The sequence below is a fragment of the Pseudomonas capsici genome, from assembly GCF_017165765.1.
In the GTDB taxonomy this organism is placed as follows: Bacteria; Pseudomonadota; Gammaproteobacteria; order Pseudomonadales; family Pseudomonadaceae; genus Aquipseudomonas; species Aquipseudomonas capsici.
In genome coordinates, this window is the sequence record NZ_JAFGZD010000003.1 from 104,159 (window position 1) to 116,523 (window position 12,365).

At 57.2% G+C, this 12,365-nt stretch carries 13 protein-coding genes; 7 read left to right on the forward strand and 6 right to left on the reverse strand.

Features of this window, described 5'->3' with window-relative positions; all coding sequences use genetic code 11:
* Positions 1-14: 14 nt before the first annotated feature.
* Together JSY17_RS05095 and JSY17_RS05100 are read right to left on the reverse strand one after the other, a co-directional pair.
* The gene (locus JSY17_RS05095) at positions 15-824 is read right to left on the reverse strand and encodes an MlaA family lipoprotein (protein ID WP_200997875.1); all 810 of its coding nucleotides are present in this window, start codon (positions 822-824) and stop codon (positions 15-17) included.
* Positions 817-2,115 carry a serine/threonine protein kinase gene (locus tag JSY17_RS05100; RefSeq protein ID WP_117182917.1) on the reverse strand — a complete coding sequence of 433 codons (1,299 nt, stop codon included), beginning with the start codon at positions 2,113-2,115 and terminating at the stop codon, positions 817-819. Before JSY17_RS05100 ends, JSY17_RS05095 begins: the two co-directional genes overlap by 8 nt.
* Before the next feature lie 1,125 nt (positions 2,116-3,240).
* On the opposite strand from JSY17_RS05100, the gene JSY17_RS05105 reads away from it, so the two are divergent.
* The 3 genes from JSY17_RS05105 (at position 3,241) to JSY17_RS05115 (ending at position 6,273) form a co-directional block, all read left to right on the forward strand.
* Complete coding sequence (locus tag JSY17_RS05105) at positions 3,241-4,095, forward strand: glycine betaine ABC transporter substrate-binding protein (RefSeq protein ID WP_117164176.1); 855 nt, start codon at positions 3,241-3,243, stop codon at positions 4,093-4,095.
* 211 nt (positions 4,096-4,306) lie between these two features.
* Complete coding sequence (locus tag JSY17_RS05110; RefSeq protein WP_117164177.1) at positions 4,307-4,618, forward strand: DUF485 domain-containing protein; 312 nt, start codon at positions 4,307-4,309, stop codon at positions 4,616-4,618.
* Positions 4,615-6,273: a cation acetate symporter gene (locus JSY17_RS05115; protein ID WP_117164178.1), complete on the forward strand. Its 1,659-nt coding sequence runs from the start codon at positions 4,615-4,617 to the stop codon at positions 6,271-6,273. The genes JSY17_RS05110 and JSY17_RS05115 overlap by 4 nt, the downstream gene beginning before the upstream one ends.
* A gap of 68 nt (positions 6,274-6,341) precedes the next feature.
* Here JSY17_RS05115 and JSY17_RS05120 read toward each other — a convergent pair whose 3' ends face one another.
* Positions 6,342-6,500, reverse strand: a complete 159-nt coding sequence (locus JSY17_RS05120; protein ID WP_038399964.1) for a DUF3309 family protein — start codon at positions 6,498-6,500, stop codon at positions 6,342-6,344.
* A gap of 311 nt (positions 6,501-6,811) precedes the next feature.
* Between JSY17_RS05120 and JSY17_RS05125 the strand changes: the two genes are divergently transcribed.
* The 4 genes from JSY17_RS05125 (at position 6,812) to csrA (ending at position 8,894) form a co-directional block, all read left to right on the forward strand.
* Positions 6,812-7,189 (forward strand): DUF2784 domain-containing protein, encoded by a 378-nt coding sequence (locus JSY17_RS05125; RefSeq protein ID WP_117182916.1) that lies wholly within the window; start codon positions 6,812-6,814, stop codon positions 7,187-7,189.
* A 93-nt stretch (positions 7,190-7,282) separates the two neighbouring features.
* Positions 7,283-8,098: an SDR family oxidoreductase gene (locus JSY17_RS05130; RefSeq protein WP_117185244.1), complete on the forward strand. Its 816-nt coding sequence runs from the start codon at positions 7,283-7,285 to the stop codon at positions 8,096-8,098.
* A 91-nt stretch (positions 8,099-8,189) separates the two neighbouring features.
* On the forward strand, positions 8,190-8,522 hold the full coding sequence (locus JSY17_RS05135; RefSeq protein ID WP_200976682.1) for a YnfA family protein: 333 nt from the start codon (positions 8,190-8,192) through the stop codon (positions 8,520-8,522).
* Between the two features lie 168 nt (positions 8,523-8,690).
* Complete coding sequence (gene csrA, locus JSY17_RS05140; protein ID WP_117164182.1) at positions 8,691-8,894, forward strand: carbon storage regulator CsrA; 204 nt, start codon at positions 8,691-8,693, stop codon at positions 8,892-8,894.
* A gap of 3 nt (positions 8,895-8,897) precedes the next feature.
* Here csrA and JSY17_RS05145 read toward each other — a convergent pair whose 3' ends face one another.
* The 3 genes from JSY17_RS05145 to ngg form a co-directional block, all read right to left on the reverse strand.
* On the reverse strand, positions 8,898-9,125 hold the full coding sequence (locus tag JSY17_RS05145) for a YheU family protein (RefSeq protein ID WP_025261120.1): 228 nt from the start codon (positions 9,123-9,125) through the stop codon (positions 8,898-8,900).
* Between the two features lie 190 nt (positions 9,126-9,315).
* Positions 9,316-10,512: an osmoprotectant NAGGN system M42 family peptidase gene (locus tag JSY17_RS05150; protein WP_122369614.1), complete on the reverse strand. Its 1,197-nt coding sequence runs from the start codon at positions 10,510-10,512 to the stop codon at positions 9,316-9,318.
* 101 nt (positions 10,513-10,613) lie between these two features.
* Positions 10,614-12,362 carry an N-acetylglutaminylglutamine synthetase gene (ngg, locus tag JSY17_RS05155; protein WP_200976679.1) on the reverse strand — a complete coding sequence of 583 codons (1,749 nt, stop codon included), beginning with the start codon at positions 12,360-12,362 and terminating at the stop codon, positions 10,614-10,616.
* Between the last annotated feature and the right edge of the window lie 3 nt (positions 12,363-12,365).

A 12,365-nucleotide genomic window follows, 5' to 3' on the forward strand; every position in this document is an offset into this window, starting at 1 on the left:
GTTCATGCATCCGCTTACTCGGCAATCTGCAACTTGCGCGATTCTGTATAGACGTAGCGGACCTTTTCGTACTCGAACGGCGAGTTCAGCTGTCCATAGCGGAAGCTGGTGACATAGCGGCGGTCGATGGCGCGCAGCAGGGTGATTTCCGGGTGGTCGCTGCTGACCTCGGCAACGTTCAGGAAGTTGATCTGCGTTTCGGCGGCGTAGTCGAACACCAGGCCGCCGGTATCACGCAGGTTCGAAGGGCCGAACAGCGGCAGCACCAGATAAGGGCCTGCCGGTACGCCATAGAAGCCCAGGGTCTGGCCGAAGTCTTCGGTCTGACGTGGCAGACCCATCATGGTGGCCGGGTCCCACAGGCCGGCGATGCCGATGGTGGTGTTGAGCAACAGACGCCCGGTGGTCTGCATCGAGCGCTGGCCCTTGAACTGCAGCAGGCTGTTCAGCAGATTGGACACGTCGCCCAGGTTACTGAAGAAGTTGCTGACGCCGCTGCGCACGAAACCCGGGGTGATGTAGCGGTAACCGTTGACTGCCGGCAGGAAAACCCACTCATCGAAACGGTAGTTGAAGTGGTAGACCCGACGGTTCCAGGATTCCAGTGGGTCGTAGACTTCCAGGGCGTTGATGGAAGCACGTTCGAATTCGCGCTGGTCCAGGCCCGGGTTGAATTGCAGGGACTTCAACGGCTGGGTGAAGCCATCGGCATCGAGGGTGCGCACCACGGTAGCGGGATGCTGGGCCTTGTTGCTGTCTGCGTCAGCGGCCTGGGCGGTGCCTGCACACAGCAGGGCGGCAAGGAGTAAAAGACGTTTAGCCACGGAAGAACTCCAGCATGGCGTCACTGTTGACGCGGTAATTGATGTTGCCGCAATGGCCGCCGTATGGGTAAACGGTCAGGCGATCACCGAAAGTCTTGCGCAGGAAGCCCAGATCGCCGGAGCCCAGAATCACGTCGTCGGCGTTATGCATGACCGAGATCTTGGTGCTGCTGTGCAGGTAATCCTTGAGTGCATACAGGCTGACCTGATCCACGAGTTGCAACAGGCTGCCGCCATCGGTGCGGGCACGCCACATGGGGATGACCTGCTCTGTCAGGTAGCAGTCGAAGTCGCATTGCATGGCGCGCTTGAGGAACGGCGTCAGGCTGGTGCCTTCGGTAATCGGAAACTTGGGCGGAGTGATCAGGCCGCGACGGTTGATCAGGTCGGAGGTGAATGCAATGTCGGCCGACGAAAAGCGGAACGAGGTGCCGATCAGCATTGCCATCTGTTCATTGGTCAGGTGCTGCTTGGACTGCTGGAAGTCATAGAGCAACGCATCGTTGAGGTCGATGTAGCCTTTCTGGCGGAAGTAGCGCGTCAGCTTGGCCAGTACCAGCTCATAGAATGTGGTGGTGTCGTTGATGCCCTTGACGTTGGTCTGTACCAGCTTGTCCAGATTGGTTATGGACGTATAGAGGTTGACCGGCGGGTTGAGCAGCAGGACTTTCTTGAAGTTGAAGCTGCGGCGGGTTTCGTCCAGCTTGCTGACGAAGGCCGCATTGAGTGCGCCGAGGCTGTAACCGGTCAGGTAATACTCGGTCACCGGCAAGTCTGCCTGCTGGGCGCGGATGGCTTGCATTACGCGGTACAGATCCTCGGCATCTTCCGTGGAGATCCCGGGCGTGGCAAAGCGCGAAGCCGAACTCATGAAGTCGTAGCTGGTGGGCGAAGACAACTGTACGACGTGATAGCCCGCGCCGTAATACAGCTTCTTCAGGAACTCATTGAGGGTGCTGTTATAAGGTGCGCCTGTTCCGGCAATCAGGAAGATCAGGGGAGCGGCATGGTCTTGCCTGGCCACGCGATAGCTCAGCTTTTTTACTGCCCAGAAATTGTCCGGCAGGATGAATTCGCGTTCCGGGTGCAGATTGAGTGTGTAGACGTCCTGATCGATATCTTCGTCGTCAGGCAGTTCAGGGCGCATGTCCGGTGGCGTGGTCGCGATGGTCGCTTCGAAAGGATTAGTCAGCGGATAGCCATAGGTGGCGGGATCAATGTTGGTCGCCAGAGCGGACGCACTCAAACATAAGCCACCTAAAACGGTAGCGAAGCGCAGAAAACGGAACATGACTAAATCCCTTGGGAAAGAAGTGCTGGTGAGATACGGAGCCTATGACCACCGGTGTAGTGCCAAAGTGCCGTATGAACGAGCGAACCTTTGTAAAACCAGCGAAACAATACACGTTCTGTGGACCCTGGAATGTAGGTCTGTGCTTTTTTGTTGTAGGAAGGGGGGAGTGGCGTGTCTGGCGAATTCCCATCGCCCGGAAACACGAAAGGAGAGCCTGAGCTCTCCTTCAATGTGTTGTTGCCTGCTCTTTTTATTTTTATAGGGCGGCCTGTTCTTGTTTTTGGCGACCAGTCCCTTTACTGCGTTCTTGTGTGACCCCCATCCGGGATCAAGAGCAAACGTATTTTTTTGAGCGCTGATTCACTTTAACCATGGGTCTGCACAACGTCATGGTCCAGCCGGTACGGGAAGCTACCTGAAGGTAGTTTTATTGTTCTCTGTCCGGTTGCGAGGCCTCTCGTTTCCGAGGTCCCTGTAAAGCCTATCCACTCCAAAAAAATCTGTTAGCTGCGCCTCTGTCCGTGTTGTTCTTGTTATGTCAGAGCCGTTTCGTGTTGTTCTTGTTGGTTTGATACTTGTTTTTATTCTTGTTGTACCGAAGAGATAGCAGAAGCTGTGCCAACTTTTTAAATTCCTTTAAAAACAATGGCTTGAAAATCTCCATGACCGAGGCCAAGAGAGAAGGGCGGCAGGATTGTTTCCGTGTTACCCGTCTTGCGGAGCAGTCGGTTATAGGCGGTAACACATTCTGTTTCCTGTCTCCTGGTGAACCAGAACGGGGCAGAGGTCTGTTCCGTACTCCCGATCCTGCAAGGGATCCAGGCGCATCGCATTTTTTGTTTCACGCAAAATCCGGACGGCTTTGCCGACGCTTTTCGCTGGCATTGTCGCTGATGGCTGTGTGATGTCGTTTCCCGGTTCCTCCGTGTCGCTGACAGAGCATGTCCGATCTGCTGCCCGGTTGATTATCGAGAGGTCGATGCGATGCCTGTCATGGCGGGCGAGCACGACTGAAACGTGAAGGGCACCGTCTGCCCCAAAGCCGGGCATGACGGGCGACTCTGAAAAACAACGTTAATGCGGCCCGACATCCGTCGGTGCGCAACTTCCGGGGAAGTGATGATGAATATGCGAAAAATTCTGGGGGCAGGTGCCGCGCTGGTACTGGCCGTCAGCTCCACGCTGGCCATTGCTGAAACCAAGACATTGACCATCGGCTACGTCGAAGGCTGGTCCGACAGTGTCGCCACGACCCACGTAGCCGCTGAAGTGCTCAAGGAAAAACTGGGCTATGACGTCAAGTTGCAATCCGTTGCGGCCGGGATCATGTGGCAGGCAGTGGCCTCCGACAAGCTGGACATGATGCTGTCGGCCTGGCTGCCAGGCACTCATGGTGAGTACTACGCCAAATACAAGGATCAGGTCGTGAACTACGGCCCGAACTTCAAGGACGCCAAGATTGGCCTGATCGTGCCGGAGTACGTCAAGGCCCAGTCCATCGAAGATCTCAAGACCGATGATTCCTTCAAGAAGAAAATCACCGGGATCGATGCAGGCTCGGGCGTGATGCTCAAGACCGATCAGGCCATCAAGGACTACGCTCTGGACGGTTACAAGCTGCAGGCCAGTTCGGGAGCCGGGATGATTGCCGAGCTGACCCGTGCCGAGAAACGCAAGGAGTCCATCGTGGTGACCGGCTGGGTGCCGCACTGGATGTTCGCCAAATGGAAGCTGCGTTTTCTTGAAGACCCGAAAAGCGTATACGGCGCTGCTGAAACCGTCGACAACGTTGCCAGCCTGAGCCTGGAGAAGAAAGCACCTGACGTCGTTGCCTTCCTGAAAAAATTCCAGTGGGAATCCAAGGACGAAATCGGTGAAGTGATGCTGGCAATCCAGGAAGGTGCCAAACCCGATGCCGCGGCGAAGGACTGGGTGGCCAAGCACCCTGACCGTGTCGCTGCATGGACTGCCAAATAACGCCGAAGCCTCTGTATCGCTTCTCTCAAGGCCATCTGCCACTTCCGGCTGATGGCCTTTTGTTTATGCGGGTTCGATGCGGACCGGCAAAAGTCCCTCGAAGTGCTTCAATGATTAATGTCGTTCTAATACTAAGGTCGTCTGGAGTACGTGCCGGACCTGACTAAAGTTGAAGACGTGACAACTCATCTGTGCTGCGAGGACAAAAACAATGAACGACAGCATTTACCTCTCGATTCAAAACAGCCCGCGCTTCAAGGAGCTGGTTTCCAAAAGAGAGCGGTTCGCCTGGATTCTTTCGGCGATCATGCTCGGGCTCTATGCCGCATTCATTCTCTTGATTGCGTATGGACCTCATATTCTGGGAGCCAAGATCAGTGCGACTTCAACCATTACGTGGGGCATGCCGATAGGGATCGGCCTGATCATCTCGGCTTTCATTCTGACGGGGATCTACGTACGCCGTGCCAACGGTGAGTTCGACGAGCTGAACACTGCAATTCTCAAGGAGATTCAGCAATGATCCGTCGTCTCTCTGCGGCTCTGGCCCTTGCAGCATTCGCGCCTTCTCTCATGGCAGCCGACGCCCTTACCGGGGCGGTGCAGAAGCAGCCTTTGAACGTACCGGCGATCATCATGTTCGTCATGTTCGTGGCATTCACCCTCTACATCACCTACTGGGCATCCAAGAAAAACAACTCGGCTTCCGACTACTACGCCGCAGGCGGCAAGATCACCGGTTTCCAGAACGGCCTTGCGATTGCGGGCGACTACATGTCGGCAGCGTCCTTCCTGGGTATTTCCGCACTTGTCTACACCTCCGGCTACGACGGCCTGATCTACTCGATCGGCTTCCTGGTGGGCTGGCCGATCATTCTGTTCCTGATCGCCGAACGCCTGCGTAACCTGGGCAAATACACCTTCGCCGACGTGGCCTCCTATCGTCTGAAGCAGAAAGAGATTCGCACCCTGTCCGCCTGCGGTTCGCTGGTGGTGGTGGCGTTCTACCTGATTGCCCAGATGGTGGGTGCCGGCAAGCTGATCCAGTTGCTGTTCGGTCTGGATTACACCGTGGCGGTGATTCTGGTCGGTATCCTGATGTGCCTGTATGTGCTGTTCGGCGGCATGCTGGCGACCACCTGGGTACAGATCATCAAGGCTGTGATGCTGCTGTCGGGTGCCTCGTTCATGGCGCTGATGGTCATGAAGCACGTCAACTTCGACTTCAACATGCTGTTCTCCGAAGCGGTCAAGGTTCACCCCAAAGGTGAGGCGATCATGAGCCCCGGCGGTCTGGTGAAAGACCCGATCTCGGCGTTCTCCCTCGGTCTGGCCCTGATGTTCGGTACTGCCGGTCTGCCACACATCCTGATGCGCTTCTTCACCGTGAGCGATGCCAAGGAAGCCCGCAAGTCGGTGTTCTACGCCACCGGTTTCATCGGCTACTTCTACATCCTGACCTTCATCATCGGTTTTGGCGCGATCCTGCTGGTCAGCACCAACCCGGCGTTCAAGGATGCAGCAGGCGCCTTGATCGGCGGTAACAACATGGCGGCAGTGCATCTGTCCAACGCGGTAGGTGGCAGTCTGTTCCTGGGCTTCATCTCGGCGGTGGCATTCGCCACGATCCTGGCGGTGGTTGCGGGCCTGACCCTGGCCGGTGCGTCGGCAGTGTCCCATGACCTGTATGCCAGCGTGATCAAGAAAGGCAAGGCCAACGAGAAAGACGAGATCCGCGTTTCCAAGATGACGACTATCGCCCTGGCGGTCGTGGCCATCCTGTTGGGTATCGCCTTCGAAAGCCAGAACATCGCGTTCATGGTCGGCCTGGCGTTCTCCATCGCGGCCAGCTGTAACTTCCCGGTTCTGCTGCTCTCGATGTACTGGAAAAACCTGACTACTCGTGGCGCCATGATTGGCGGCTGGATGGGACTGATCAGTGCGGTAGTGCTGATGGTGCTGGGTCCGACCATCTGGGTGCAGATTCTGCATAACCCTAAAGCCATCTTCCCGTACGAGTATCCGGCGCTGTTCTCCATCATCATCGCCTTTATCGGTATCTGGTTCTTCTCGATTACCGACAAGTCCAAGGCTGCAGACGAAGAGCGTGCGCTGTTCTACCCGCAATTCGTCCGTTCGCAGACTGGTCTGGGTGCCAGCGGTGCAGTGTCACACTAAGCTTGTTTTTCATCGGCAATAAAAAAGCAGCCCCTTCGGGCTGCTTTTTCATTGGGAGACCGATAAGGTCATATCCTGCCAAGCAATACCAGCACCAACAGAATGACCAGGATCGTACCCACGACACCCGAAGGACCATAGCCCCAGTTACGGGAGTGCGGGAAGACCGGCAGACCACCGATCAGGATCAGAATCAGTACGATGATAAGAATCGTGCTTATGCCCATGATGAGTTCCTTCTTTTCGTCAGTGTCGAATGGCGTTTGCAGTTGAAACCGTGTTCAGCAGGTATATGATTTTCGCTGCTTGAATTATCCGACTGTTGCAAATCCTGAAAGGTTCTAAATATTTCATGGGTTTTTGATTTTCTATAAAATTCCTTTAATTTCAATTGCTTATGGTTTTATTGCTTTATCTGTAGTCTGGTTTTTGCCGGTGATTATTATTGAACTTTTCAGGTTTTACATGACGCACTCAGCTGTTTCATGAAGCCATGTAGGACCTGAAAATAATGGAACTTTTACACAGGACTGCATCCATGCTTTACCGATTCGCTGCGGATATCGTGGTGGTGTTTCATCTGCTGTTTATTCTGTTCGTGCTGTTTGGCGGGTTGTGGGTGCTGCGCAGGCCGTGGACAGGTTTTCTGCATGTCCCGGCCATGCTGTGGGGCGCCTCGGTGGAGTTCTTTCACCTGTATTGTCCGCTGACGCCACTGGAAAACTTCCTGCGCCACAAGGCCGGTCAGCAGGGGTATGACGGCGGCTTCATCGAGCATTACCTGATTCCGCTGATCTATCCGCCAGCACTGACGCCGCAGATCCAGTTGTGGCTGGGGGCGGTGGTGGTATCGATCAATGCCGCGATCTATGGCTGGCTGCTGATCCGTTTCGTGCGTCGTATCAGGCAGACATGAGGGACCGGCATTCAGCGTCTTGATGGAGGCATTAGAGACCGTCAGCTGTGATTACACTCCAGCCAACGTCCTGCAAACCACAAGGCACTCTCTATGCAAAATCGCATCATGATTACTGGCGCCGGCTCTGGTCTGGGCCGTGAAATTGCACTGCGCTGGGCTCGCGAAGGCTGGCGTCTGGCTCTGTCCGACGTCAACGAGGCCGGTTTGCAGGAAACCCTGTCCCTGGTGCGCGAAGCCGGTGGCGATGGCTTTACCCAGCGCTGTGATGTGCGGGACTACAGCCAGCTCATGGCCCTGGCGCAAGCCTGCGAAGAGCGCTTCGGCGGCATCGATATCATCGTCAACAATGCCGGTGTAGCGTCGGGAGGTTTCTTCAGCGAATTGTCCCTGGAGGATTGGGACTGGCAGATCGCAATCAACCTCATGGGCGTGGTCAAGGGCTGCAAGGCATTCCTGCCGCTGCTTGAGGCCAGCAAGGGCAAGATCATCAATATCGCCTCCATGGCCGCCCTGATGCAGGGGCCGGCCATGAGCAACTACAACGTCGCCAAGGCGGGAGTGGTGGCGTTGTCGGAAAGCCTGTTGGTGGAGTTGACCGAGCAGGGTGTCGGCGTGCATGTGGTCTGTCCGTCGTTCTTTCAGACCAACCTGCTGGACTCCTTCCGCGGCCCGACCCCGGCCATGAAAGCCCAGGTCGGCAAGCTGCTGGAAAGCTCGCCCATCAGCGCCAGTGACATTGCCGATTACATCTTCGACGAAGTCGCCAAGGGTGAATTCATGATCCTGCCCCATGAGCAGGGGCGTGATGCCTGGACATTGAAACGCAAGCATCCCCAGGCGCTCTATGACGAGATGACCACCATGTGCGCCAAGATGCGCGCCAAGGCACGGCAGACGAAGGCCTGACTCTGTGCCAGTCAGGGTTTGATGGTCGGGGTCAGGAAAGCCGTTTTCTGATAGGGTGCCGCCATTCAAACCCTGACTGACGAGGCCTTTTGTGCTCAATTACTTCTGGTTTTTCCTCGCGGCCCTGTTCGAGATCTTCGGCTGTTATGCATTCTGGCTGTGGCTGCGCCAGGGCAAGAGTGCCTTGTGGGTCATTCCTGCACTGATCAGCCTGACCGTCTTCGCTCTGTTGCTGACCCGTATTGAAGCGGCCTACGCTGGCCGTGCCTATGCGGCTTATGGCGGGATTTACATCATTGCATCGATTGCCTGGCTGGGCGTGGTCGAGCGGGTCAGGCCCTTGAGCAGCGACTGGCTCGGCGTTGCCCTGTGCGTCATTGGCGCGACCATCATTCTCCTGGGGCCAAGGTGGTCGGCGTCCTGATTGTCGGATATCTGGCATTTTTCCTACTTGTTTGGTCTGCAAGTAAGACGTTTCCGACAGCGTGTTCTGGCGAGCTTGAAGGGCATTACTGATTTACAGCTACCTCATTGAAGCGACCTTTTCGGGGGCGCACTCTGCATTCTTTGCAATGACAAGAGAGGCAGAACAATGCTGGTATTGACGCGGGAAATCGGCGAGTCGTTTTCCATCGGTGACAACATCACCGTGCAAATTCTCGGGGTGAACGGCAATCAGGTCAGGCTCGGGATCGATGCGCCCAAAGACATCAAGATCCACCGCGCCGAAGTGTTCCGACGCATTGCCAGAAAGCTCTCGCAGCAGGCAGCCTCTACCGAGTCGCCTGCGGCCTGAGTCTCAGTCGAAATACTCCTTGGGCACATCATGCTTGGGCATCAACTGGCACTGCTGGCTTTCGAGGTCGAAGAAAATCACCGCCTGGCCTTTGCTCAAGGCATGACGTACGCGCAGCACGCGGGTTTGCAGAGGCGTTTCGTCGCCATTGTCCGTGCCGTCGCGGGTCACGAAGTCTTCGATCAGCCGGGTGAGGGTGTCGGGTTCGAGTTGGTCGTAAGGGATCAGCATGCTGGTTCTCGTATCGGTAGCCCGCGATGATAGGCTTTTTCGCGAATGAATTGCTTACTACCGTAGCGGTGGTCAACTTGTGGGAGGGCTCTTGCTCGCGACGCGGTCGGATTCAGAAAACATCATTGTTTTCAAAGACCTCTTCGCGAGCAAGCTCGCTCCCACAGCTACCGTGCCTCTATTCAGAGACTCACGCTTCTTCGCGATTCTGCCCGATCAGGCTGTCCACGGGAGGCACGCGGGTGTCTGACTCCATCTGGGCGTCGTGTTCGATCTGATGACTGAAACGCTCCAGTGAAGTCTGCGCCGGTTTTGCGTCGCTGGCGAATACCGGTGGGCTGAGCATGTAGGCACCCAGCAGTTTGCTCAGGGCCGCAAGGCTGTCGATATGGGTGCGTTCGTAGCCATGGGTGGCATCGCAACCAAAGGCCAGCAGGGCAGTGCGGATATCATTGCCCGACGTCACCGCCGAATGGGCATCGCTGTAGTAATAGCGAAAGATATCGCGGCGCACGGGCAACTCATTATCGACACCCAGGCGCAGCAGATGGCGGGAGAGGTGATAGTCGTAAGGCCCGCCCGAATCCTGCATCGCCACGCTTACCGCATGTTCGCTGGAGTGCTGGCCGGCGGCGACCGGAGCGATATCGATACCGACGAACTCGCTCACGTCCCAGGGCAATACGCCCGCTGCACCGGTGCCGGTTTCCTCGGTGATGGTGAACAGCGGATGGCAGTCGATCAGTGGCTCTTCGCCGCTGTCGACAATCGATTTGAGCGCGGCCAGCAGTGCCGCGACACCCGCCTTGTCGTCCAGGTGGCGGGCGCTGATATGGCCGCTTTCAGTGAACTCCGGCAACGGATCGAAAGCCACGAAGTCACCGATATTGATACCCAGCGATTCGCAGTCGGCGCGGGTGGTGCAATAGGCATCCAGGCGCAGTTCGACATGTTCCCAACTGATGGGCATTTCATCCACGGCGGTGTTGAACGCGTGACCGGAGGCCATCAGTGGCAACACGCTGCCACGGATCACGCCGGTGTCGGTGAACACGCTGACCCGGCTGCCTTCGGCAAAGCGGCTGGACCAGCAACCGACAGCCGACAACGCCAGGCGTCCGTTGTCCTTGACCTCGCGAACACTGGCGCCAATGGTGTCCAGATGCGCCGAAACGGCACGGTCGGGGCTGCTCTGCTTGCCTTTGAGCGTGGCACGTATGGTGCCGCGTCGAGTGAGTTCGAACGGAATGCCTAGTTCTTCCAGGCGTTCGGCGACATAGCGCACGATGGTGTCGGTAAAACCCGTAGGGCTCGGAATGGCCAGCATCTCCAGCAGGACTTTCTGCAGGTAGTTGAGATCCGGATCGGGAATTTTTTCAACAGGCATGGAGGGGTTCCTTTAAAAACAGTTGCAAGCCTCAAGCTGCAAGCTACAAGCAGGTTAGTGCACTTGCTTGCAGCTTGATGCTTGAAACTTGCAGCCAGGGTTCAACCATGCACAGGCAGGCTGTGCGGAAACAATAGATCGACGAAACGTTCAGCAGTGGGTTGAGGTTCATGGTTGGCGAGGCCGACGCGCTCGTTGGCCTCGATGAACACGTATTCGGGCTGGTCGGCGGCAGGCACCATCAGGTCCAGGCCCACCACCGGAATGTCCAGCGCCCGGGCGGCACGTACAGCGGCGTCGCTGAGGACCGGGTGCAGAATCGCGGTGACGTCTTCGAGGCAGCCGCCGGTATGCAGATTGGCGGTGCGACGCACGGCCAGACGCTGATCCATCGGCAGGATGCTGGAATACTCATAGCCCGCATCGCGGACCGTGCGTTCGGTTTCCTCGTCCATCGGGATCTTGCTTTCACCGTCGGTGGCAGCCGAGCGACGGCGGCTTTGAGCTTCGATCAGCTGGCGGATGGTATGGCGACCGTTGCCGATGATTTCGGCAGGATGGCGAATCGCAGCAGCCACCACTTCAAAACCGATGACCACGATGCGCAGGTCCAGGCCTTCGTGGAAGCTTTCCAGGATCACGCGGCTGTCGAACTGGCGGGCGCACTCGATAGCGTTCTGCACTTCATCGAAGGTGCGCAGGTCCACGGCCACGCCGTTGCCTTGCTCGCCATCCAGCGGCTTGACCACAATCCGTCCGTGCTCCTCGAGGAAGGCCAGATTGTCATCGGCACTGCCCACCCGTTGCTGGGCAGGCACATTCAGGCCGGCGGCCTTGAGGGCCTTGTGGGTCAGGCTCTTGTCCTGGCACAGCGTCATGCTCACCGCGCTGGTCAGGTCGCTCAGCGATTCACGGCAGCGAATGCGACGTCCGCCGTAACTCAGCGTGAACAGGCCTGCATCGGCATCATCGACCTGCACATCAATGCCGCGCCGATGTGCTTCTTCAACGATGATTCGCGCATAAGGGTTGAAGTCCGCCTGAGGGCCAGGCCCCAGGAACAGCGATTCATTGATGCCGTTCTTGCGCTTGATGGCGAAGGTCGGCAGGTTGCGAAAGCCCAGCTTGGCATACAGCGCCTTGGCCTGTTCGTTGTCATGCAGCACCGACAGATCGAGATAGCTCAAGCCTCGGCTCATGAAATGCTCGATCAGGTGACGCACCAGCACTTCCCCCACACCGGGGCGTGTGCATTGCGGATCGACTGCCAGACACCACAGGCTGCTGCCGTTTTCCGGGTCATTGAACGCCTTCTGGTGATTCAGGCCCATGACACTGCCGATCACCGCATTGCTGCGTTCATCCTCGGCCAGCCAGTAGACCGGACCACCCTGATGGCGTGGCGTCAGCAAGGTTGGATCGATGGGCAGCATGCCCCGCGCCAGATACAGATTGTTGATGGCCTGCCAGTCGGCTTCGCTCTGAGCCCGACGGATGCGAAAGCCACGGAAAACCCGCTGCGCCGGACGATAATCGCTGAACCACAGGCGCAGCGTGTCGGACGGGTCGAGGAACAACTGCTGCGGCGACTGCGCCAGCACTTGCTGGGGCGCAGCCACGTACAGCGCGATATCGCGTTCCCCGGCCTTTTCGTTGAGCAGCTCCTGGGCCAGTGCGGCGGCGTCGGGGTAGGTATGACCGATCAGCAAGCGGCCCCAGCCGCAGTGCAATGCCAGTTGCTCGTTGTCCGGCTGATTGCCGTCTTCGGCGAAGCGCGCTTGCAGACGTTCATAGGAGGGCGACTGTGTGCGCAACAATCGTTGGCTGTAAGCCGTCGCATTGTGTTTCATCGA

Bases quoted from the DNA above. Each gene is read 5' to 3' on its own strand.
- JSY17_RS05110 (WP_117164177.1), top strand. From the start codon at position 4,307: ATGAACGACAGCATTTACCTCTCGATTCAAAACAGCCCGCGCTTCAAG.
- JSY17_RS05130 (WP_117185244.1), top strand. From the start codon at position 7,283: ATGCAAAATCGCATCATGATTACTGGCGCCGGCTCTGGTCTGGGCCGT.
- JSY17_RS05115 (WP_117164178.1), top strand. From the start codon at position 4,615: ATGATCCGTCGTCTCTCTGCGGCTCTGGCCCTTGCAGCATTCGCGCCT.
- csrA (WP_117164182.1), top strand. From the start codon at position 8,691: ATGCTGGTATTGACGCGGGAAATCGGCGAGTCGTTTTCCATCGGTGAC.
- ngg (WP_200976679.1), bottom strand. From the start codon at position 12,362: ATGAAACACAATGCGACGGCTTACAGCCAACGATTGTTGCGCACACAG.
- JSY17_RS05125 (WP_117182916.1), top strand. From the start codon at position 6,812: ATGCTTTACCGATTCGCTGCGGATATCGTGGTGGTGTTTCATCTGCTG.
- JSY17_RS05145 (WP_025261120.1), bottom strand. From the start codon at position 9,125: ATGCTGATCCCTTACGACCAACTCGAACCCGACACCCTCACCCGGCTG.
- JSY17_RS05150 (WP_122369614.1), bottom strand. From the start codon at position 10,512: ATGCCTGTTGAAAAAATTCCCGATCCGGATCTCAACTACCTGCAGAAA.
- JSY17_RS05105 (WP_117164176.1), top strand. From the start codon at position 3,241: ATGAATATGCGAAAAATTCTGGGGGCAGGTGCCGCGCTGGTACTGGCC.
- JSY17_RS05100 (WP_117182917.1), bottom strand. From the start codon at position 2,115: ATGTTCCGTTTTCTGCGCTTCGCTACCGTTTTAGGTGGCTTATGTTTG.
- JSY17_RS05120 (WP_038399964.1), bottom strand. From the start codon at position 6,500: ATGGGCATAAGCACGATTCTTATCATCGTACTGATTCTGATCCTGATC.